This window comes from Chryseobacterium taeanense (assembly GCF_900099685.1).
Classification (GTDB): domain Bacteria; phylum Bacteroidota; class Bacteroidia; order Flavobacteriales; family Weeksellaceae; genus Chryseobacterium; species Chryseobacterium taeanense.
The window spans coordinates 99,903-122,256 of the sequence record NZ_FNDW01000013.1 but is presented as its reverse complement, the minus strand read 5'-3'; the positions used below and the strand labels follow the sequence as shown (position 1 = coordinate 122,256).

The following is a 22,354-nucleotide window of genomic DNA, read 5'->3' as shown; positions in this document are numbered from 1 at the left end:
GTATTTCGGGCGAGAATATCAGTGCTGCGAAAAGCTTTTTCGAGTTGGGAGGGCATTCTTTGAAAGCCATGATGCTGATTAATAAAATTAATAAACAAATTGGTGTTGAGATTTCTTTAAAAGATGTTTTCCATAACACAAATATCCAGTTATTGGCTAAATTAATTGAGAGCCAACAATGGCTTAGAAGTCAGGAAGAAGATAAAAATAATAACGTTAAATCAAATAAAATAATAATATAACCATGTACGAACTAATTAATAAACTTAAACAAAACAATATAAAAGTATCCGTTGTAGGTGAAAACCTGGAGTTGGATTTCCCGGAAAATTTTAATGCAGATTCCATTATCAATGAAATTATCGAAAATAAAGAAGCACTGATTTTTTATATTGGGAAAGCAAACCAAATAAGAAAACAAATACCAAAAATTGAGGAACAGGAATATTATCCACTGTCTCATGCACAGAGAAGGTTATGGATTATAGATCAGTTGGCAGATGATAAAAGAATGTACAATGTTCCTATGATTCATTCATTTAAAACATTGGATGTAGAAGCTTTTGAAAGAGCTTTATTGGGAATATTGACGAGACATGAAATTTTGCGTACCACAATTGATGTTGTAGAAGGAAAACCACAACAATTTATTTGTAAGATCGAAGATTTTCCGTTTGAGTTAATTAGAATTACGGCTGAGAGTGATGATATTGATGAAATTATCTCACAAGAGCTTGCCCATCAATTTGATCTTACTAGATCATCAGTTAGAGCGTCATTAATTCAGCATTTGGATGGAAGTTTTGATTTCATATTTTTGATTCATCATATTGTTACAGATGCATGGTCTATGAATGTTCTTCAAAAAGATTTTCTTGCTTTATATGAATATTATTCAGAACAAAAACCTTTACAGTTATCGGATCTGAGAATTCAGTACAAGGATTACACTTTATGGCAGCATGAACAGCTTAAGTTGGGGCACTTCAGTCATTCCCGTGAATATTGGCTTAATAAATTTAGTGGAGAAATACCTTCTGTAAAATTACCTACAGATTTTAGGAGAGAAGATTCGGGCGAAGGTTTGGGTGAAGAATTATATGTAAGCTTACCTCCTTCAACGGTAAAAAATCTTGAAGTAGTTGCACATGAGTGTGGAGCCTCATTTTTTATGGTAATGGTAGCCGCAGCCAATGTTTTGCTGCATAGATATACGGGACAGGAAGATCTTGTGATAGGAACTCCTGTTAGTGGAAGAAATCACCCTGAATTGGAAAGTCAGGTAGGATTTTACAGCAATACCATTGTACTGAGATCTTCAGTGTCAGGAAATGAAAGTTTCCGCGAAATTCTTTCCAGAGTAAGTTCTGTAATGTTGGAAAGTTATGAACATCAATTTTATCCATATGATCTTTTGGTAGACGAGTTAAAGTTGGGAAAAGACATGAATAAGAATCCTCTTTTCGATATCATGATCTCCTTGAATGAAAACCAAAGTACAGAAAACGGTGAAGCAAGTTATTTTGAAGGAGTCCGAATCATAAATTCAGGATTGGCAAAGTTTGATCTGAGTTTTGCTTTCAAAAGGATGAATGATAATGGGTTATATATTCATATTGATTATAATACAGATCTGTTTAAAAGAGAGAAAATATTAAGAATGATCAATCATTTAAGAAATTTGATTGTAGAGATATCAAATGACTCTGACAAGTCTGTTTCAGAGATTGAATATCTGTCTCAGGAAGAGAAATATCAGATTCTTAATGTTTTTAATAATACAAAGGAAGATTATAATCTTTCGACAAGTATTAAAGATCTTATAGAAGAGCAGGTCACCAAATCTCCGGATGAGATCTGTCTGTTTTCGCACGAATATAATTTAACATTTAGAGAGCTGAACAGTATTTCAAATCAGTTAGCAAGATATCTGAGCGAAAAACATGGCATAAAAAAAGGAGATCATATCGGTATGAATATGGATATAGGTGTCGACAGGATCATTGCCTTAATAGCGGTTGTAAAATTAGGAGCAGTATATGTTCCTATAGATCCGTCATATCCGGAAGAAAGAAAGCAGTACATTATCAATGACACCAGACTTACCGTTCTTATTACAGAAGATATTAATGATAAATCTGATAAATATTCAATGATAATGATGAATGATATTAGAGGATTATTAAATGATTATTCAAATGAAAATCTTAATGTAGATATCAGTGCGGATGATATATTCACGATTCTGTACACTTCAGGATCTACAGGTAATCCTAAAGGAGTACTCATCAAAAACGTTGGACTTATCAACAGAATGCAATGGTTATGGAGTAAATACGTATTTGGAAAAGACGATGTTATCTATCAGAAAACGCCTTTTATATTTGATGTGTCAATAGGTGAACTTTTCATGCCGCTTTGTTTTGGAGCTAAGCTTCTGGTGGCAACAAGTGACACTGCTCAGGAAATTATTGCCAATGTCCTACAATTTAAGGTTACTTATATTCATTTTTCACCGACGATGCTAAATATTTTCCTGGAATTCAATACGGAAGATGTGGAAAAATTACATTCAATAAGATATGTTTTTTCCAGTGGAGAAGAACTTCTTAAAGAAACCGTAAAAAGATTTTATACAAAATTAGATATTCCGTTAATCAACTTATACGGACCAACGGAAGCTTCCATAGAAGCGAGCGGTTACGAAACTAAAAAAGGAGATGAGATTATACCTATAGGAAAACCGATAGCCAATGTTAATCTTTACGTACTGGACAGCAATTACAAACTTTTACCGATCGGAATACCGGGTGAAATAGGAATTGCAGGAATCGGACTTGCAAAAGGATATCTGAATCAGGAAAAAATGACTGCCGAAAGATTTATTTATAATTCGTATAAAAATGGAGAAGATGAAAAGATTTACAAAACAGGAGATATCGGAGTATGGAACGAAAAGGGAGAAATAGAATTTTTAGGGAGAAAAGATAATCAGATCAGAATTGGCGGTTCAAGAATAGAACCCGGAGAAGTAGAAAGTAAAATTCTTGAGCATCATGATGTGCAAGAAGTTGCGGTTGTGGTTAATCAGGATAATTTTAAGAATTATCACTTGATTGCATATTATGTAAAAAGACAGGAAGCCGATTCTATCGAAGAAAGTGCCGCAACTGAGAAAGCGGAAATTGTAAATAACAATGATCGTGCACACAAAACACACAGATTAACAGCGGTAAGTACGGATATGAAAATCCATGAATGGTTTGAAAAAACTGCTGAAGAAAATCAGGATAAAATAGCCTTGGTTTCTGAAAATAAAAAAATGACTTACGGAGAACTTAATAATAAGGCAAATCAATTGGCTTCATTGTTAAAATCTGATTACAGTATTACAGGACAAGACTTTGTCGGAATCGTTATGGAGAGATCAGAGAAGATGATTGTTTCTATTCTCGCTATTTTAAAAGCAGGAGCAGCATATGTTCCGATAGATAAGGATTATCCTGATTCCAGAATACAGACTATCCTTCAAGATGCTGCGGTGAAAGTGATAATATCAGACTCTCGCAACAATGCTGGAAATATATTTGATGAGAAGAACACGATTGTGTTTGACGAAATTGAAAAAGAATTGACAGCCAAATCCGGAATTGAAAATATTAAAAGTAATGATGCCAATAATTTATGCTATATTTGTTACACATCAGGTTCTACAGGAAAACCTAAAGGTGTGATGATAGGTCATGATTCAGTGTCGGATTATGTGAATACTTTTAAGAATTATTTTAAATTAACGGAAGAAGAAGTTGTTATTCAGCAGTCATCAATATCATTTGATACTTCTGTGGAAGAAATTTTCCCTATTCTTTGCTGTGGAGGAAAACTTATTATTGTACCGGAAGGAGGAAGAGATATTAATGCCATCATTAAAGCTGTAAACAATCATAAAGTAACGGTAATAAGCACGACACCTTTGGTAATCAATGAGATAAATATGAGATGTAATGATCTTACACATATTCCAAAGTTAATGATCAGTGGAGGAGAGGAATTAAGACCTGCTTATATTGATAAGCTGATCGGTTTAACGGATGTTTACAACACTTATGGGCCTACAGAAACTACTGTCTGTGCAACTTTCGGTAAAGTGGATGATGTTTCAAAATGTAATGTTATTGGGCATCCTGTTGATAATCATGAAATTTATCTTCTGGATGATAATATGCAGAAAGTAGAGCACGGAGAGATCGGAGAGATTTTTATTGCCGGAACAGGTCTTGCCAAAGGTTATCTGAACAGACCAAAGGAAACGGACAAAAAATTTCTAAATAATCCTATAGATGGCGGATTATTTTATAAAACGGGAGACATGGCGAGATATAATGATAATGGGCTTCTTGAATTTTGCGGAAGAAAAGATCATCAGGTAAAAATCCGTGGCCATAGAGTTGAACCTGCAGAAGTAGACCATGTTCTTGAAAACTTCAGTGGCGTTATCAACTGTATTACCATTCCTAAAGCTGATGCAGAAGGTAATAAACATCTTATTGCATATTATACTGCAATCGGTGAGTTGGATAGTGATCAGATGCGTAAATTTTTAAATGATCGACTGCCTCATTATATGGTTCCGGATTATTTTATGCAGGTGGAAGGCTTTGAGCAGACTATTAATGGTAAAATTAAAACAAACAGCTTGCCTGTACCATATGCTTTAACACTTGATAAAAAACTGGAAGTAGAACTAAGAGATTTCCTTAGAAAAAAACTGCCGCTTTATATGATTCCTACGCATTTTATGAATCTGGATAAATTACCGGTAACTGCAACAGGCAAAGTTGACAGAAAAATGCTTGAGAAGAAAAATCCTTTATTTAGCGAAAAACAAGTGGTTGTACCTCCTAAAAATCTGGTAGAAACAAAAATTCTTGAAATATGGGAAGAATGTCTTAAATATCCGGTAAAGAGTACTCATGTTAATTTCTTTGAAGTTGGAGGAAACTCTATAAAAGCAACGCAGATTCTGGCTATGCTATTCAAAGAATTTAATTGTGATATTACACTGAAAGATATATTCAACAATCCTACTGTGGTGGATCTTGCAGAGGTACTAACAAATAAAACTTCGGATAAAAGTCTTATTGTTAAACTGAATACAATCAAATCTGATCTTCCAAATATGTATGTTATTCCGCCGGTGATAGGTTCTTCTACTATTTTTAAAAGTTTAGGAACAGCATTTAATCAAATATATAATGTATATGGAATTCAGTATAAAGGATTCGATTATGATGTTGATTTCGACCAAAGCATTGAAGAAATGGCTGAAACATGCGCTGCAGAAATTCTGAAAACAAAGAATGACAAGAAAGTATTTCTTTTAGGATATTCAATGGGAGTTCCTATTGCTTTTGAAGCTGCAAAAAAACTGGAAGATATGGGATATGAAGTTAGTCTTATTCTTGTTGACAGAGGCGCACAGGACGAAACATCTGATCACAACCTAAGTAAAGAGCAGATCAGTGAAATTCTTAAGAATGAACTTTATGACTGGACGAAAGATATCTTGGATAAAGACATAAAAAGAATTGAAAATATGGTGTTCAATAACTTGAATGTACTTGATAAATACAGAATATCAGGAAAAGTTAACGCCGATGTCATTACTGTAGAAGCTTCGGAAAATGGAAACGGAACAGATGTGATGACATGGAAAAATTTTACATCAGGAAATTTCAGTCACTCTTTTATCTTTGCAAATCATTACAGTATTTTTAATGAAGAAAACTGTACAGAATTTGTAAAGCTAATCAACGGGAAAGCCTGATTGTTTTAGAAAAAAAAGAAAATTAAATTCGTTATGCATTTTGAAAAACGGATATCAGATTCGTCTTTTCTGATGTTTTTTATTCGGAGTAAAATAGAAAAAATCTACCGGAATTGACGAAAATAAATCAAAATGCGTAACGGATAAAATTAAAATAAATATTATCTATGAAAATTAATTTATATAGCATACCATATGCAGGAGGATCTTCCGTAGTCTATAATAAATGGTCAGAAAATCTTCAATCCTCTGTCAATATTAAGCCTGTTGAACTTTCAGGAAGAGGAAAACGTTTCAGTGAGCCATTATACGAAGACATTCATCAAGCGGTGGAAGATATTTTCAACAGCATTAAAGAAGAAATTACGGAAATACCTTATGCTTTATTCGGGCACAGTATGGGAGCTTTAATTGCCTTTGAGCTTGCACAGCGTATTCGCAAAGCAGGTTTACCTTCACCCGTTCATATTTTTATCTCAGGGCGCAGTGCGCCGCACGTAAATAAAACCGGAGAAAAAATGTACAGCAGAATGGATGATGTAAAATTCAGACAGGAAGTTTTAAATCTTGGGGGGACTCCTAAAGAGTTTTTTAGCCATCCGGAACTTCTGGAACTTTTTCTTCCTGTTTTAAAAAATGATTTCAGGCTTGTAGAAAATTATTCTTATAACTATAATTACCAACCTTTAAATGTCGATATGACTGTGCTTTTGGGAAAAGATGATGATTTAACAGAAACAGAAGGTGAAAGCTGGTCAGAATATACTACCGAATCTTGCGAAATTACTTACCTGGAGGGGGGGCATTTCTTTATTAATGAACAGAGGTTGAATATTACTCAAATAATTAATAATTCCTTAAAAATCACACAGTAATTTCTGGATTTTTCAATTCTATATATTGAAGTGTCATAAATTAGGCAACTTTAAACTATTTAATTGAAAATATTTTTAGAAATGATGTGAAAAATAATGGGAACTTCTATTTTTAAGCAAGAAGAAAAATTCCAAAATACTAGATAAAAAGCTTAGAACAATTTGTTAAAATGGTTTTTCGGGAATCGGAAAGAAGTCTTTTAGAAGATGTTTTGAAAAATTACGAAGCAATTTATTTCATGGTTCTTACTCGAAAGGCAATCATGAAGGGCAAGGTTTACAGTCTTCACTAACCATTTTATTTTGGATGATGGAAAAATTAAATTTACATGGTAATTTTATATACATATATTGATAAAGATAAACATGAATGTTTATTAAATAAATACTCAGAAATTTACTCGGAAGACTTTGATATAAGAATTCTAAAATATAGAAGATGGCAAGATGCTCAGTCGTCAATGCTTGGAAGAATGCTTTTACAATATGGTTTAAATAAATATTTTGGAATAGAATATTATGAAATAGATCAGACATCTAATCATAAGCCTTTTTTAAAAAATATAGAAGTATGTTTTAATATATCACACGCTGGAAATCTTGTAATTTGTGGAATCAGTAAATCACCAATAGGAGTTGATATAGAATATATAGATCATAAAATAAATTTTGATGACTTTAAATCTCAAATGACTTTAAAAGAATTCCATAAAATACAAGATTCAGAAGATATAATTAAAAATTTTTTTGTTTATTGGACGGAAAAAGAAGCTGCTATTAAAGCTCATGGAAAAGGATTGCTAATTCCTTTACAGTCATTTGAGATTTTTCAAAATCAAACCATAATTGAAAATGAAAAATTTTATTTAAAAGAAATATTTATTGATAAAGAGTATCAATGTTGTGTTGCTTCAATTAATGATTTACAGTTTCAAAATATACAAATAGAAAAAATTAATTTAAATCTATTATGTAATGTATCAGATGGATAATGTTCCAAATTTAGTGATATTCATTTTCGGAAATATAATCGGTTGATTTCAATGTTAATTTAAGTTTAATTTGTAAAAACGAGAGTAAGATAACTTGCATTCGTTTATTTTTTAGAAAAAAACGCAAATGATTGATAATCATAATATGGTTCCAAAATTAATGAGACCAAAATTTATCTCCATTGTTACTCACCAAAAATTATTATAAATACCTGAGTCCAGGATAATAAATAAAATAATTTTTGTGTTTAAAATTTTGATATACAAATATTTAATTGATTATTGCTTATGGTATTGAAGGTTCATTGCAAAGGATTATGAATTCCATAATAATCATTTCAATAACATTCTGAAAGTCAAATACAATAAACTTCAATATTCCAAAAATATGCTGCTAACTTTGTGAGAAATCAATTCTGACCCATTGGTATTCAATGTTTTTGAAAAACGTAATCCCGAGTCCTGCGAAAGAGAAGCGACATACAATGTTGCTATCCATTTTGAAGCTTTGAAAAAAGATTCTGCTAATCGTGGGTTTCAAACTTTTATCAGGAAAGATATCGCTGAATTGATGCAGCTTAGTATGTCTGTATTTCAACATAAAAAGGGTGCATTCTCAAAACAGAAGTGAGTTTGGAGATTTGGCTACTTTATTGAATACAAATAGAATGGTCTAATGTTAGAATTTATGACATATCTTCTACATCTTTAGAAATACCAAGTATGGGAATGTATGATAGTTCTTTCGTTCCATTAGATTTATAAGTTCCTGAAATTTCAAACTCATCTTTTAGTGAAGAAATTTCTGATGCAACTGATTAAATATATATAAGCGAATCACAGCCCTATAATTATTGGAACAATTCTAACAAATTTACAAATATTTCATAAAAACAGCGCCAACTGTCTTCAGTTGGCGCCTTTTTGGCTTGTTTGTGACCTCGACAGGATTCAAACCTGTAACCTTCTGAGCCGTAATCAGATGCGCTATTCAGTTGCGCCACGAGGCCATTGTTAATTGGTTTGCAAATATAGCACTTTTTTACTTTCTTTGAAAGATGAAACCAAGAATTTTACTATTAATCGTGTTTTTGGCGCTAACGGCTTGTAAAAGAGAACAAAAAAAATCACCTTCAGAAACTGTTTCTATCTCAAATCATGTACAGCTTAAAGAAGAAAGTGGGAATGTACATATTCAGTCGGGAAATTTTAGTTATGATTTTAAGCAAAATCAACTTCCTTTTAAAAAAATTATCCTGTTAAATGCAAGTATGGCCGGATATATATCAGAGCTTGAAGCTGAGAATCTTGTCATCGGCGTTGCAAGTCCTGAATATATTTATTCTGATAAAATTCAGAGTTTATTAAAAGAAGGAGAAATTCAGAATGTTGGCAATGAACAGAAATATGATGTCGAAAAAATCCTTTCCCTGAAACCTGATGCCATTTTTACCAATCATATTGCAAGTTTTGACAATACATATAAGTTATTAAAAGATAACGGAATTCAGGTTGTTTTTCTGGACGAATATATGGAGCAGAAGCCATTGGAAAAAACAGCCTATATCAAACTTTTTGGAAAACTTTTCGGAAAAGATAAGCAAGCAGTCGCAAAATATGAAGAGATTGAAAAGAATTATAATCAGCTCAAACATTTAGCTTTACAAGCGAAAGAGCGACCGACAGTTCTGGCAAACGAAATGTACGGTGATATCTGGTATCTCCCTGGTGGAAAAACATCTGTTGCCAACTTTATTTCTGATGCCAACGCCAATTATATTTTAAAAAATAATGCGGAGGAAAAGGCAGTCACCATGAGTTTTGAAGAAGTCTTTGCTAAAGCAGATCAGGTTCAGTACTGGATTAACGCAGGTAATCATATTTCGAAAAAAGAAATGTTGGGAATGAATCCTGTTTATAGTAAATTAAATGTTTTCAATCAAGGAAAAATTTATGTGATTACCGGTAAAGAAAAAGCCAAAGCCAATGATTTTTTTGAAAGTGGAGTGGTAAGATCTGATCTTGTTTTAAAAGATTATATTAAAATTTTTCATCCCGAGCTTTTACCAGATTATCAGCTTACTTACATGAAAGAGTTGCAATAACTCGGAGTATTTGCGTATTTTTGATCTTTCTTTTTAAATTATGTGGAAAACAATTAAACGCATTATATTTATTGTTTTGATTCTGAATGTATTATTCATTGTTTGGGGTAGGTTTTTCAATCCGCCAATAACCATCACGCAGATCGGTGGTTTTTTTGAATACGGAAAACTGCACAGAGACTATATTTCTTATGATGAAATGGGTAACAATGTAAAAAAAGCCGTCATTGCCTCCGAAGATCAGAAGTTTTTTGTACACGACGGATTTGATTATAAGGCTATAGAAAAAGCAATGAAAAACAATGAGAAAGGAAAGAAGCTGAGAGGTGGAAGTACTATTTCTCAGCAAACGGCAAAAAATGTATTCCTGTGGCAAGGGAGAAGCTGGATCAGGAAAGGTCTGGAAGCGGTTTACACCTTTATCATTGAGAAAACCTGGAGCAAAGATATCATCCTTGAAAGATATCTTAATTCTATTGAAATGGGGCAAGGGGTTTTCGGAATTGAGGCTGCTGCTCAATATTATTTTGGTAAGCCTTCAAAAGATCTTACCATTTCGGAAGCAGCATGGATTGCAGCAGTTTTACCCAACCCTAAAAAATACGATCCTAAGAATCCTTCAGCTTATTTGAGAAAGAAACACAATTGGATCATGAGACAGATGAGGAATGTAAGTTTGAAGTAGTATCTTTGTACTAATGAAATTTTTTAGTTCAAATACAGGGAACTTTAAATCTGTTCTTAAAAAGTATTTTTCTTTTAAGAATGAGACTACTTCTTTGGAACCTTTATCCGAATTTTTGGAAGCAATAAAGAAGTCAGAATTTACTGACATTCTTAATTTTTTCAAACAAAACCAAAATTTTGCAGAAAATTTCAGGTACTATCTCTATAGAATTTTTTCTGGAAAACCCTTCAATCTTTCGTTGACGGAAGCAAGTATTTTGTCTGAAAATGCTTTTGTCCCCGAACTTAAAAAAAGGATTCTGAATAAAATATTGCCTCCTGTAGAACATGAAAATACAGTTTGGTATCTTATTGATAACGTAAGTTTCAGACCAAAAAAAGATTTGGAATATTTTCAAAACCTACCGGATAATGAATTGAACGAATTGATGCAGATTCTTGGAATTGCAGACTTTATCAAGAGTCCGGAAGTAAAAAACGAACTGGTGTTTTCTATGAACATCCTTTCGTGGAGGGTAACCGGAATGGCTCTTGAAGTTGAAGTAATTAAAATGGCTCCGGAATACCGAAATTTCGACAATCCTTTTTTAGCACTTCAAAATGAACTTGAATCACTGGCAGAAGATTTCAATAAGAAACCTCAACATCAGCTCAATTCAAAAGACAGTCATTATAAACAGATTAAAATTTACATACAGCAATGTCTTGATTTTGTGAATATTGCTTTCAAAAATTCCTCAAAATACGGAATTTCCGGTAAGATTAATCATTCTCTCCTTAAAATTCGCCAACAAGTTAGCAGAATTCTTGAGATTCTCAATCTTTTGGTAATAGATAATGAACAGGATGTCATCATAAAATCTAAACAGCTGATTTTTAATATACTTATTTATAAATCTCATAAAAATAATGTAAGAGATCTGGTAAATGACAGTACTACGCTTATTTCACATCTTATTACTTCTCATACCGCAGAAACAGGCTCGGGTTATATAACTTCATCACCAAAAGAATACTTTAAAATGTTCCGCAAAGCGGCAGGCGGAGGTGTCATAGTAGGCGCTTTATGTATTCTTAAAATGATTTATTCCTACATTCCGGGGAGTGAGTTTTCCCATGCATTTTTGTACTCCTTTAATTATGTAATGGGGTTCGTTATGATTTTCCTGATGGGTTTTGCATTAGCGACCAAACAACCGTCTATGACGGCTACTACAATGGCGAGAGTATTATCTGATGTTAAAAACACCAAACGAAATTACTGGGATTTTGCACACTTGGTTTCAAAATTATTCAGAAGTCAGTTTATTGCTTTTATGGGAAATGTTCTGATGAGTTTTCCGGTGGCAATGATTATTATTTATGCATTGGACGTACTGTTGGGAATAAACCTCGCTACTGAAAAATCAGATAAATTCCTGAAAAATCTTAACTTTATTACCTCTTCATCTATCGCTCAGGGTGCACTTACAGGGGTGTATCTCTTTATATCCGGAATTATTTCAGGTAGTGTTGGGAATAAAACCGTTTTTTTTAAAATTCCCCAAAGAATTGAGAAAAATCCTTTAATCACAAATACTTTCGGTCATCATTTTGCAAAAAGACTTTCTTCGTTCTATGCAAGAAACTGGGCGGGAATTATGTCTTACCTGTGGCTTGGTGTATTAATGGGAATCACGGCATCTGTGGGCTCGTTCTTAGGTCTGAATATTGATACCAAACACATCAGTTTCGAAGCAGGAAATCTTGCACTTGGAATTTACGGTCAAGGTTTTAATGTCGATTTAAAAACGATTCTGATGGGAGTTTCAACAGTTTTTCTTATCGGTTTTGCCAATTTTAGTGTCAGTTTTGGACTTTCGATGCTTCTGGCTTTCAGATCAAGAAAAATTACTTCTTTAGAAATAAGAAAGATTATTTCTCATATCATTAAATATTTTGGAAAAAATCCAGTGATATTTTTCTTTCCTATTCGTTCTATTTTAGATGAAAATGCAAAAAAACTGATAAAAGAAACTACAAAATCTGAAGATCAATTAAATTAAAAAAGCTACATTTCTGTAGCTTAGTTTTAAAGACAGTCTGGAAAGAGTAGACATTGAACTTTCGGCTCTGTCCAATAAGCACATTCATTTGTATTACAATAAAATACGCAGCATGCGCCAGTATTTCCGCCGTTGATCTGTCTTAAATTTTTCTGAAATTTTTTTAAACTATTAAGAGATCATTAAATTTATCAGCTCCAAACTTATCCTGAAATTTTTTCAGATAAAAGCTTTTACGCAACTGAAAATCATGTTTCAAAAGCGGTGAATTAATTTTTATAATAATCTTTTGATCTTCAATATTCACACTCTTTATTTCAAGAAAAAGACTTTCATCAAGATATTCTTCAAGAAAATCTTTAATTTCAAAAGCAACCAGTTTATCTTCAAAACCGTAAATTCTTGCGAAAGATTTCACAAGTTCCGATGACTGATATTCTCGTTTTTTATTTCTTTTCATTTTTGTTGATTGAATTTAGTTTTTAAGCCTTTACTCTGAAAGAATTTTTCTAAATTGAAATAAAAATTATCACACATATCATTGATTTCAGTAAATTCTTCAGATAATGAATCCATTCTATGACATTCAAAACAAATTTCTAGAAAATCAAAAACTTTATCATTTTCATCATAAAAAAGAATTGCGTTTCTTGGAAAAAAACACATACTTATTCTTCTTTGCAGATTGGGGAATTTTCCACAGGTGTTGTAAAGTAATTTAAACAAATCATAAGTCTCTTTAAAATTAAGAATTTTGATTTCATCTATCCCTGAAAACTCTCCACTTTCGATGTTTTTTTTTAAGCTAATTGGAAATTTTTGATTAGCGATTATTCTTTTTATCTCTGCTGAATCAACCCTTCCTCCAATCGGTGGCAAAGGAGTGGGAAATTCACTAATAAAATTTATATTGTAAGAAATGATTTTTACTTTTACAGCTTTACGTAATGGAAAAGTATTTAATATTTCATTTGTAGAAAATTTTTTTTGACTATATGAAATAGAAAATAACACTATGAAAACAAAGAATAGTAATTTTTTCATTTAATTTTTTTATCATATGTCAAAAATAATACTTTCTTCATTGATTTTTTTGACAACACTTTCCGTGCGCTCCCTGTGTGTATCTGTAATGAAAATTTGTCCGAAATTCTCCTGATTGACCAGTTCGATTAGCTGAGAAACTCTGTTGTCATCAAGTTTATCAAAAATGTCATCCAGAAGAAGAATAGGTGTTTTCCGTGTTAATTCTTTTACCAGGCTCATCTGCGCCAGTTTTAAAGAAATCAGAAAAGATTTTTGCTGTCCCTGGGAACCAACCTTTTTGATCAGAACAGAATTCATCTCAAAAAGAAGATCATCTTTATGAATACCTTTGGAAGTATAAGTAAGCATTCTGTCACGTTCAATACTCTCTTTCAGCAGATTTTCAAAAGAATTTTCCAACAGATGGGATTCGTAAATAACTGAAACATTTTCCATTCCACCCGAAATAATCCTGTAAAAACTCTGAACGATAGGATTGAGCTTTTCTACAAAATCTCTTCTTTTGATGAATATTTTTGTTCCCAATTTCGTTATCGGATCGTCATAAATCTCCAGAGAATCTTTTTCCCAGACTCTGTTTTTGGCAAAATATTTTAACAACGCATTTCTTTGCTGAACCACTTTCTGATACTGAATGAGATCAAAAAGATATTCAGAATCGGTCTGCGAAATCATGGCATCCAGAAACTTTCTTCTGCTCTCTCCGGAATCTGAAATTAAGTTAGAATCATAGGGAGAAATCATCACACTTGGAAGATAACCGATGTGGTCTGCAAGTCTGTCGTAGCTTTTATCGTTCTTTTTAATGATTTTTTTCGCTTCTTTCGGCTGTGAAATTTTGATAATATCTTCACTTTCTTCATTCATGATTTCTGCATCAATTGTAAAAAAATCTTCATCATGCCTGATATTGTTGAGATCTGTATTTCCCAAAAAACTTTTTCCGACCGAAAGATAATGCAGCGCATCAAGAATATTGGTCTTTCCCACACCGTTGTTTCCCACAAAACAGTTGATCTGCGGGGAAAATTCAAATTTTTTCTCGGAATGGTTCTTGAAATTATACAGCGAAAGTTTCTTGATAATCATTTGTCAAAAATACTTCATTATTACTAAAAATAAAAAAGGAAGTGCAGAACAGGTTTCTACGCCGAAAGAAAAATAGGCGTCATCTCTTTCATTTTCAGAAAAATAAATAAAAATATAAGAGATAATTCCTGATAAAAAGAAAGAAATAAAATAAGTGAAAGTAAGATATTGTGCAGCAAGAATAGTGCTGATGAAAATCAATAGATAAGCAATATATTTTGTATTCTGAACGCCAATCATTGTTGGGAATGTCTTGACACTGTCAACTTTCATATCTCGGATATCAAAAGGCAGAACCAACGCTGTAATGAAAAAGAAGCTGATCAGAAATATAGGAATACTGAATTCAGGTAAAGTGAGCCAGCAATTAACCAAAGCCCAAACGAGACCGACATAAAAGACTTTCAGCAAAGGAATTTTACGAATATAAACATCAAGGAAAAAGCTATTGTACAGCAATCCTAAAATAACAATCACAAGCCATTTTAAAAGCCTGATACCGTTATGGTTGTGAATAATCAGCAGCGCGCATACAATTCCTGCAATGGCATTAATAAGTAATATAACAGGGAAATGTCTGGTATTCTGATATTTGGTATAAAGATAACCGCTGAAATAAGTGATGAAAATAAGGAGAAATGTGGGATAACGGAATGTATTTTGCTCCTCCATGAAGAATACTGCAAATAGAGTTCCCATTAAAGAGACATAGAATTGACTGTCGATAATGGTTTTTTTCAGTATTTTTAATAAATTCATCAGATCAAAAATAACATTTATGAAAAGATTATCCAAGAGTTTTATGTTTTTCCTTCTATTGTTAGGCCCAACAATGTATTACGCTCAGAAATATTATGACGAGCAATGGAAAAAAATAGAAGAAAACAGTACAAAAGGGACATTTAAATCTAATCTTCCTCTTATTCTGGATATCCAAAATCACGCCATGAAAGACAATAATACGCTTCAGCTCATTCGTTCCTTAAAAGCAGAATTCGCAATTGTGAATCAGACCCGGGATGATGAACAGAATAATGCTGCCTCAACGTTTTTCAGTAAACTAACGGATATTGAAAATAAATTGAAAGGTGAAGAAAAAATCATTTATAAAGTCTTAATGAATGGTTTTATCATGGATTATTACAATCGTAACAGCTGGAAGATTAATGGCAGAACCAATATAAACTCTCAGGATGTTACACAGATTGAAACCTGGAGCAAACTCGATTTTAAAAATTATCTGACCAAAGGTTTTAAAGATCTTGACCAGCAAAAAGCTGAAATGAAAAAGATTGCTCTGATGCCTTTTCAGTCGCTGTTTACCAATACAAAATCCATTTCTTTTTTTCCGACACTGGCAGATTGGTACGCGCTTAAAAAAGTTGATTTTTTATCTGATAACGACCTTTTTACTAAAAATGAATTGTCAGATAACCGAAAACAAATCAATGATATTTTCAATGAATTAATTGCACAGAATAACGGTAACGCGAAACTGTATTTTATGCATCAGAAACTGCAGGAGAACTGTAATTTCATTCAGTGTAAAGACAAACTTCAGCAGCTTAACAGCCTTTTGAATTCTGATATTAAAGGTGATTATAAAGTACTCATCATGGACGATATCATGAATGAATTGCTAGCCAAAAATCAGGAGAAAGAAGCACTTGAAATTGCTGCAAAAGCCCAATCTCAATATCCTCAATCTCCATTTATCGAAAATATTAAAAATAAAGAAGAGCAGATTAAAATGACTTCTTTAAACATAAAATATGAGCGGCAAACACAGAGCAATAAACCCATTCATTTTGTTGCAGAATATAAAAACCTTAACAATTTTTCTCTGAATATTTATAAAATAACGGATGACCTTAAATCATTTTTACAGTATTCGAGAAATCCTTATTCTGAAATGTTTGATAAAGTAAAAAAAGAGCTCGTAAAAAAAGAAACGTATCAGATTCCGGATCCAAAAGATTATCAGTTACATAAAACGTCTCTTGAAATAAAACCGCTTCCACCAGGAATTTATATCGCGGAATATGTAATAAATGACGGGACAAACGATAAAAACCAGAACTTTTATTTTTTAGTTTCTGATCACAAAATCATTTATAAAAATAAAGTCAATACTAATTTTTCTGAAAACGAATTGAAATTAGTCAACAGTGAAAATGGTTTGCCGGTATCCAATGAAGGTCTTACATTTTATGAATTTTCAGGAAATTCTGTTTTAAATAAGACTACCGGTAAAACTGACAGCAAAGGAGTCTTCAGGTTTCCTGCTTCTTCGGATAAGGAATATTACAGAGCTTTTCTAATTCAGCAGCCGAAAACGAATGATTTCCAGATGATGCAGGTCTATGGAAATAATTATGATAATGAATTTGATGTTGATGATGAAGTACATACAAAAACTCAGATTTTTACAGACAGAGCCATTTACAGGCCTGGGCAAACTGTTTATTTCAAAGTAATCAATACGAAAATCAATAAAGAGGTAGAATCTGTAGATGCAGGATTGAAACAAAAAATTACCTTAGGTGACGCCAATGGTAAAGAAGTCTCATCCCAAAACTTCACCACCAATGAGTTCGGTTCCTATCACGGAAGTTTTATTCTTCCGAAAGGAAAACTGAACGGAGAGTTTTATCTCAATACAAATGGAGAAACGCCTGCTTTCAAAGGATTTAGTGTAGAAGAATATAAAAGACCGAAGTTTGAAGTCAATTTTGAACCGGTAAAAGAAGAATATAAATATGGTCAGACGATTGAGCTGAAAGGTAAAGCAACAACCTTTTCAGGAATTGCACTCAGCAATACAAAAGTGAATTATGAAATAAAAAAACGTAATATTCGCTGGAGATATTTCTGGTGGTATCCACAAGGAAATGATAATGAAAACTCTATTCTGGGAGAAACTCAGACCAACGAAAAAGGAGAATTTGTTATTCGCCTGGAACTTAAAAAAGATGAACAGCTGGAAGGAATTCAGATCGATAATTATGAAATTAACGCTTCCGTTACGGATATCAACGGTGAAACCCAATCTGCAGATACACAGTTGAAGGTCGCTTCAGTGTCTCATTATATCAAAGCAGCTGAAATAAAAGATGTTTTTTCTGATGAAAATGTAAAGTTAACGGTTGAAACCAAAAATTATAATGAGCAGAATTTAAAAAAATCTTATCAGGTAAAACTTTCAAAACTTCAGGCTCCGGACAGAATTTTCAGAAGTAACTTTAAAGATGCAGTACAGAATCTTCCTTTATTTTCGAAAGAGGAATTTATCAGAAAATTTCCTCATGATCTTTACGATAAAAATGACGAAATGAAAAACTGGAAAACTTCAGCCGTTATCCTGAACGGTGTAAAGCGAAGTGAAGAATCTCTGGATCTGGGAGAACTGGATGCCGGCGATTACCAGCTTGAACTCTACAATATCGAAGGAAAGGATACAATTAAAACTTCTCAGTATTTTAGTGTTTGGGATAAAAATGGACTGAAAGCTAGTCAGAAAACATTCCTTACCGCTTTACAGCCAAAAACAGAATTTTCAAGGGGTGACAAAGCTAAAGTTTATATGTATTCTGCGGTTCCAGATGCGCTCGTGAATATTTTTGTACAGGATGGCTCAGGAAAAACCGTTTACGATGTTCAAAAAATGAAAAATGGCAAACTGGAATATGCGGTTGATATCCCTAAAGATAAATCGGTGTCGGCGGTTAATATTCAATTCCAGATTGTGGCCTATAATGATGTTCAGACGGCAACAGTAAATTTAAAAATTAAAGATTCCGAACAGCCGTTAAAAATTGAAACCACAACGTTCAGAGATAAGCTCGAACCGAATGCAAAAGAAAAATGGTCTGTGAAAGTTTCAGGAAATGATAAAGAAAAGATCAATGCTGAAGTGCTGGCTAATATGTATGATATGTCACTGGATCAGTTTGCGGTCAATAACTTTACCTGGGAAAAATTGTACAGACCTTATTCATTAATCACGATGTATAATTTGAGCGATAATCTTTTAACAAAATATTATCAGAAAAGAATAAAATTCCTCAATGGGAATTATGTGGAAGTTCCTCAGTTTAATTGGTTTGATAGAAACGGTTTAATGATGTTGCAGGGCAGAGCTTCGGGAATTACTATTCGTGGAGTTGCGAGTCCTGCTGCACAAGCGGACAGTTCTGTTAGTAAAAATGTTGAGGAAGTTGTATTAATAGGCGGTTACGGAACTAAAAAAGAAGTTGCTGCTACAGCATCAGAAGTGGTTGCTGCTGATAAAGTATTAGATAAAGAAAATTCTTTAGAAAAAGTTTCCGTGCGTCAGAATCTTAATGAAACCGCATTCTTTTATCCGGATCTGAAAACCGATGCCGAAGGAAACGTTAGCTTTGAATTTACTTCTCCGGAAACATTAACCAAATGGAAACTGATGTTCCTTGCTCACACAAAAGATGCCAGAGCGGCAACACTGGAAAAAGAAGTGATTACGCAGAAAGAATTTTCCGTAACGCCTAATTATCCTAGATTTTTGAGAGAAGGAGATGAATTGAATCTGCAGTCAAAACTTTCAAATTTAACAAGTAAAAAACTTAATGGTTCAGCAACCTTACAAATTTTAGATGCATTTACCAATGAAGATATTTCCGGGAAATTAGGAGTAAATTCCGCTGTACAGAATTTTGAAATTAATGAAAATGGAAATTCTGCATTAACCTGGAAATTAAAAGTCCCTGATAATGTGTCGTCTATTATCCTGAAAGTTGTGGCAAAAGCAGGAGCATATTCCGATGGAGAACAGCAGGCAATTGCCGTTCTTCCGAACAGAATGTTGGTTACCGATGCGGTTCCGGTTTTTGTGAAAGAAGGCGAAACCAAAACATTTGAACTTGAAAATCTTAAAAATGCCAATTCAAAAACCATTTCGAATGTTTCCAATACGTTGGAGCTGACTACCAATCCGATCTGGGAAATTATGTTTGCGCTTCCAAGTCTTAAAAATGATCCGAACAATTCCGCGGATGTAGTCTTTAATAAATGGTTTGCCGATGTTTTGGCATCTGAGATTTTTAAAGCCAATCCAAAAATGAAAACTGTATTTGAAGAATATCAGAATAAAGGTTTATTAAATTCAAATCTTGAAAAAAATCAGGAACTGAAACAACTCTTGCTTGACGAAACACCATGGGTTCTGGAAAGTAATAATGAACAGGAACAAATGCAGAAACTGGCATTGCTGTTTGATGCCAACACAATGAAAAATTCGATCAATCAGGATTGGGATGAACTCAGAAAACTACAGAATCCGGATGGCGGTTTTTCATGGTATCAAGGATATCCTAGTTCGTACTCAACATCATTATATATCCTTAAAAACTTAGGGAAAATTAATGTATGGTTAAAAGATAACGTAAAAGATTATCAAAATGCTGAACAGAAAGAATTAGTTAAAAATCTGATTACCTATGTGGATAAAGAAATCAACACCTATTATGATGTAAAAACGCAAGATGTCTGGACAAACTGGGCGCTCGATTATCTGGATGCCAGAAATTACTGGGAAAAAGAATATCCTTTAAAAGGCAACGGAGCTACTTTGAAATCTCTGGTAAAACAAAAAGCAAAAACGGCAAAACTTACCGATTTCACATTCTTCGGACTGCATCGTGCGGCTTTATTAATGAATGACTACGGTTTGAAAGATGTTTCTGATAAGCTGATGAATTATTTAAAAGAAACCTCTGTAGAAACCAAAACCCAGGGAGTTTACTGGAAACAGAATCTCGATGGCTGGGGCTGGTTCAGTTCAAAAGTAGTAAATCAGGCAGGAGCATTAGAAGCATTTAACAGATTACAACCCAATGATCAGAAATTCATTGAAGAAATGAAAATCTGGCTGATTACCCAAAAAGAAGTTAATTCATGGGGCAGTTCAAGAGGAACGGCAGAAGTTATATTTACCATCTTGAATTCCGGAAAATCGTGGACATCTGCGGAAAGTGATAAAGCAAAAATTGTTTGGGGCGGAAAAGAATTAAAGCCTGAAACACAAGCTACAGGATATGTAAAATCTACAGTAAAATCAGATGTTTTGAATAAAAGTCTTGCTGAGGTTACTGTTTCAAAGCCAGGCCCGGGAATCGTTCAGGGCGGATTGTTCTGGCAGTATTATGAAGATCTGGATAAAATAAAATCTTCAGAAAATTATATTTCTGTCAGCAAAGAACTTTACAGAAAAATTAAAACAGTAAACGGCGAGGAGCTGCAAAAAATATCTCCTGAAATGCCGTTGAAAATAGGAGATAAAGTAACGGTAAGAATGATTTTAAATACGGATCGTCCGATGGAATTTATCCATATTAAAGACATGAGAGCCGCAGGATTTGAGCCCGTGGATGTACTTTCAGGCTATCAGTGGAAAAATAATCTTGGATATTATCAATCAACCAAAGACGCTTCCACGAATTTTTATATCCAGTATCTGCCGAAAGGAAAATATGTATTTGAATATGATTATCTGGCCAATGCATCCGGAAAATTCTCAAACGGAATTACCACCATCCAGAATTATTATGCGCCGCAAATGAACGCACATACGAAAGGTACTGAAGTAAAGATTTCAGAATAATTTTAAATAAATTTTTCACTAAACCTAAAATACCCTTGAAAAACCTTGATTTTCAAGGGTATTTTTTTATGAATGAGATAAAAGGTAATATTCTTTTATAAATGGTTAAAAAAATAATCTGAAAAACTGATATATTTGTTTTTTAACATTTCGATAAACTATGGAAAACGTTTTTGATGTAAAAGTAGCTCAGAATTATATTGACAGAATCAACAAGCTTACCCCGGAAACACAGCCTTTATGGGGAAAAATGGCAGTTGATCAGATGCTGGCGCACTGTTGTGTATCGTATGAAATGGTGTACGAACCTGAAAAACATAAAAAGCCGGGAGGCATTGCCAAATTTATTCTGAAAACCTTTTTAAAGCCTAAAGTTACCGGAGAAAAATCGTATCCGAAAAACAGTCCTACCGCACCACAGTTTATTATTGCCGAAAGAAAGAATTTTGAACAAGAAAAGAAAAGATTGATCGGCTTCATTCAGAAAACACAACAGCTTGGGGCATCTGCTTTCGATGGTAAGGAGTCTTTTTCTTTCGGGAGGCTGAAGGCGCAGGAATGGAGCAATATGTTTGCCAAACATCTGAATCATCATTTGGCTCAGTTTGATGTTTAAAAAGTTTTTACCAACCAATATTTCAACAGTCATTTTAAATAATAATAAATCATAAAATACAAATGAAATTAGGAGCTTTTTCAATCAGTTTAAGTGTGAAGGATCTTCAGAAATCCAAAGAGTTTTATGAGAAATTAGGATTCAGAGAGATGGCGGGAGAAATGGATCACAATTATCTCATCATGAAAAACGGAGATCACATTATAGGACTTTTCCAGGCGATGTTTGATGGCAATATGCTTACTTTTAATCCCGGCTGGGATCAGAATGCTCAGAATCTTGACAGCTTTGATGATGTTCGCGATATTCAGAAACACCTGAAAGAACAAGGCGTTGAACTTCAGAAAGAAGCCGATGAAAATACTTTCGGGCCGGAGCATATTTATCTTAAAGATCCCGATGGAAATATGATTCTGATCGACCAGCACAGATAA

The 22,354-nt window shown here is 33.3% G+C and carries 14 protein-coding genes and 1 tRNA gene; 10 read left to right on the top strand and 5 right to left on the bottom strand.

The features are described from left to right. The 4 genes from BLR30_RS15905 to BLR30_RS15890 form a co-directional block, all read left to right on the top strand. A partial coding sequence (locus tag BLR30_RS15905) for an acyl carrier protein (protein ID WP_175443676.1) occupies positions 1 to 242 on the top strand: 242 nt, incomplete at its 5' end. 2 nt (positions 243 to 244) lie between these two features. Further along, positions 245 to 5,827, top strand: a complete 5,583-nt coding sequence (locus BLR30_RS15900) for a non-ribosomal peptide synthetase (protein ID WP_089861051.1) — start codon at positions 245 to 247, stop codon at positions 5,825 to 5,827. A 167-nt stretch (positions 5,828 to 5,994) separates the two neighbouring features. Next, positions 5,995 to 6,702 carry a thioesterase II family protein gene (locus BLR30_RS15895; RefSeq protein WP_089861049.1) on the top strand — a complete coding sequence of 236 codons (708 nt, stop codon included), beginning with the start codon at positions 5,995 to 5,997 and terminating at the stop codon, positions 6,700 to 6,702. 329 nt (positions 6,703 to 7,031) lie between these two features. Next, entirely contained in the window at positions 7,032 to 7,694 is a 663-nt protein-coding gene (locus BLR30_RS15890; RefSeq protein ID WP_089861046.1) for a 4'-phosphopantetheinyl transferase family protein, read from the top strand. A 936-nt stretch (positions 7,695 to 8,630) separates the two neighbouring features. Here the strand turns inward: BLR30_RS15890 and BLR30_RS15880 are convergent. Continuing rightward, positions 8,631 to 8,704 (bottom strand) — tRNA-Arg (locus tag BLR30_RS15880). Positions 8,705 to 8,752: 48 nt separating this feature from the next. Here BLR30_RS15880 and BLR30_RS15875 point away from each other — a divergent pair. From BLR30_RS15875 to BLR30_RS15865, 3 genes are read left to right on the top strand one after another with little or no spacing between them, the layout of a single operon-like run. After that, positions 8,753 to 9,799 (top strand): ABC transporter substrate-binding protein, encoded by a 1,047-nt coding sequence (locus tag BLR30_RS15875; RefSeq protein WP_089861043.1) that lies wholly within the window; start codon positions 8,753 to 8,755, stop codon positions 9,797 to 9,799. A 40-nt stretch (positions 9,800 to 9,839) separates the two neighbouring features. Then, positions 9,840 to 10,484 carry a monofunctional biosynthetic peptidoglycan transglycosylase gene (gene mtgA / locus BLR30_RS15870; protein ID WP_089861041.1) on the top strand — a complete coding sequence of 215 codons (645 nt, stop codon included), beginning with the start codon at positions 9,840 to 9,842 and terminating at the stop codon, positions 10,482 to 10,484. Positions 10,485 to 10,497: 13 nt separating this feature from the next. Beyond that, complete coding sequence (locus BLR30_RS15865; RefSeq protein ID WP_089861039.1) at positions 10,498 to 12,531, top strand: recombinase; 2,034 nt, start codon at positions 10,498 to 10,500, stop codon at positions 12,529 to 12,531. Between the two features lie 163 nt (positions 12,532 to 12,694). Here the strand turns inward: BLR30_RS15865 and BLR30_RS15860 are convergent, their stop codons facing one another. From BLR30_RS15860 to BLR30_RS15845, 4 genes are read right to left on the bottom strand one after another with little or no spacing between them, the layout of a single operon-like run. After that, positions 12,695 to 12,991, bottom strand: coding sequence for a hypothetical protein (locus BLR30_RS15860; RefSeq protein WP_089861037.1), 297 nt, complete (start codon positions 12,989 to 12,991; stop codon positions 12,695 to 12,697). Beyond that, positions 12,988 to 13,575: a hypothetical protein gene (locus tag BLR30_RS15855; RefSeq protein ID WP_089861035.1), complete on the bottom strand. Its 588-nt coding sequence runs from the start codon at positions 13,573 to 13,575 to the stop codon at positions 12,988 to 12,990. The genes BLR30_RS15860 and BLR30_RS15855 overlap by 4 nt, the downstream gene beginning before the upstream one ends. Before the next feature lie 12 nt (positions 13,576 to 13,587). Next, positions 13,588 to 14,667 (bottom strand): DNA replication/repair protein RecF, encoded by a 1,080-nt coding sequence (gene recF / locus BLR30_RS15850; protein ID WP_089861033.1) that lies wholly within the window; start codon positions 14,665 to 14,667, stop codon positions 13,588 to 13,590. A 3-nt stretch (positions 14,668 to 14,670) separates the two neighbouring features. Next, on the bottom strand, positions 14,671 to 15,426 hold the full coding sequence (locus BLR30_RS15845; protein ID WP_089861031.1) for a UbiA prenyltransferase family protein: 756 nt from the start codon (positions 15,424 to 15,426) through the stop codon (positions 14,671 to 14,673). A 19-nt stretch (positions 15,427 to 15,445) separates the two neighbouring features. Between BLR30_RS15845 and BLR30_RS15840 the strand changes: the two genes are divergently transcribed. From BLR30_RS15840 to BLR30_RS15830, 3 genes are all read left to right on the top strand, one after another. Continuing rightward, the gene (locus BLR30_RS15840) at positions 15,446 to 21,304 is read left to right on the top strand and encodes an alpha-2-macroglobulin family protein (RefSeq protein ID WP_089861059.1); all 5,859 of its coding nucleotides are present in this window, start codon (positions 15,446 to 15,448) and stop codon (positions 21,302 to 21,304) included. Positions 21,305 to 21,464: 160 nt separating this feature from the next. Next, a complete protein-coding gene (locus tag BLR30_RS15835; protein ID WP_089861029.1) occupies positions 21,465 to 21,920 on the top strand; it encodes a DUF1569 domain-containing protein in 456 nt (151 codons plus the stop codon). A 62-nt stretch (positions 21,921 to 21,982) separates the two neighbouring features. Beyond that, positions 21,983 to 22,354, top strand: coding sequence for a VOC family protein (locus tag BLR30_RS15830; protein ID WP_089861027.1), 372 nt, complete (start codon positions 21,983 to 21,985; stop codon positions 22,352 to 22,354).

Bases quoted from the DNA above. Each gene is read 5' to 3' on its own strand.
- BLR30_RS15900 (WP_089861051.1), top strand. From the start codon at position 245: ATGTACGAACTAATTAATAAACTTAAACAAAACAATATAAAAGTATCC.
- BLR30_RS15895 (WP_089861049.1), top strand. From the start codon at position 5,995: ATGAAAATTAATTTATATAGCATACCATATGCAGGAGGATCTTCCGTA.
- BLR30_RS15890 (WP_089861046.1), top strand. From the start codon at position 7,032: ATGGTAATTTTATATACATATATTGATAAAGATAAACATGAATGTTTA.
- BLR30_RS15875 (WP_089861043.1), top strand. From the start codon at position 8,753: ATGAAACCAAGAATTTTACTATTAATCGTGTTTTTGGCGCTAACGGCT.
- mtgA (WP_089861041.1), top strand. From the start codon at position 9,840: ATGTGGAAAACAATTAAACGCATTATATTTATTGTTTTGATTCTGAAT.
- BLR30_RS15865 (WP_089861039.1), top strand. From the start codon at position 10,498: ATGAAATTTTTTAGTTCAAATACAGGGAACTTTAAATCTGTTCTTAAA.
- BLR30_RS15860 (WP_089861037.1), bottom strand. From the start codon at position 12,991: ATGAAAAGAAATAAAAAACGAGAATATCAGTCATCGGAACTTGTGAAA.
- BLR30_RS15855 (WP_089861035.1), bottom strand. From the start codon at position 13,575: ATGAAAAAATTACTATTCTTTGTTTTCATAGTGTTATTTTCTATTTCA.
- recF (WP_089861033.1), bottom strand. From the start codon at position 14,667: ATGATTATCAAGAAACTTTCGCTGTATAATTTCAAGAACCATTCCGAG.
- BLR30_RS15845 (WP_089861031.1), bottom strand. From the start codon at position 15,426: ATGAATTTATTAAAAATACTGAAAAAAACCATTATCGACAGTCAATTC.
- BLR30_RS15840 (WP_089861059.1), top strand. From the start codon at position 15,446: ATGAAAAGATTATCCAAGAGTTTTATGTTTTTCCTTCTATTGTTAGGC.
- BLR30_RS15835 (WP_089861029.1), top strand. From the start codon at position 21,465: ATGGAAAACGTTTTTGATGTAAAAGTAGCTCAGAATTATATTGACAGA.
- BLR30_RS15830 (WP_089861027.1), top strand. From the start codon at position 21,983: ATGAAATTAGGAGCTTTTTCAATCAGTTTAAGTGTGAAGGATCTTCAG.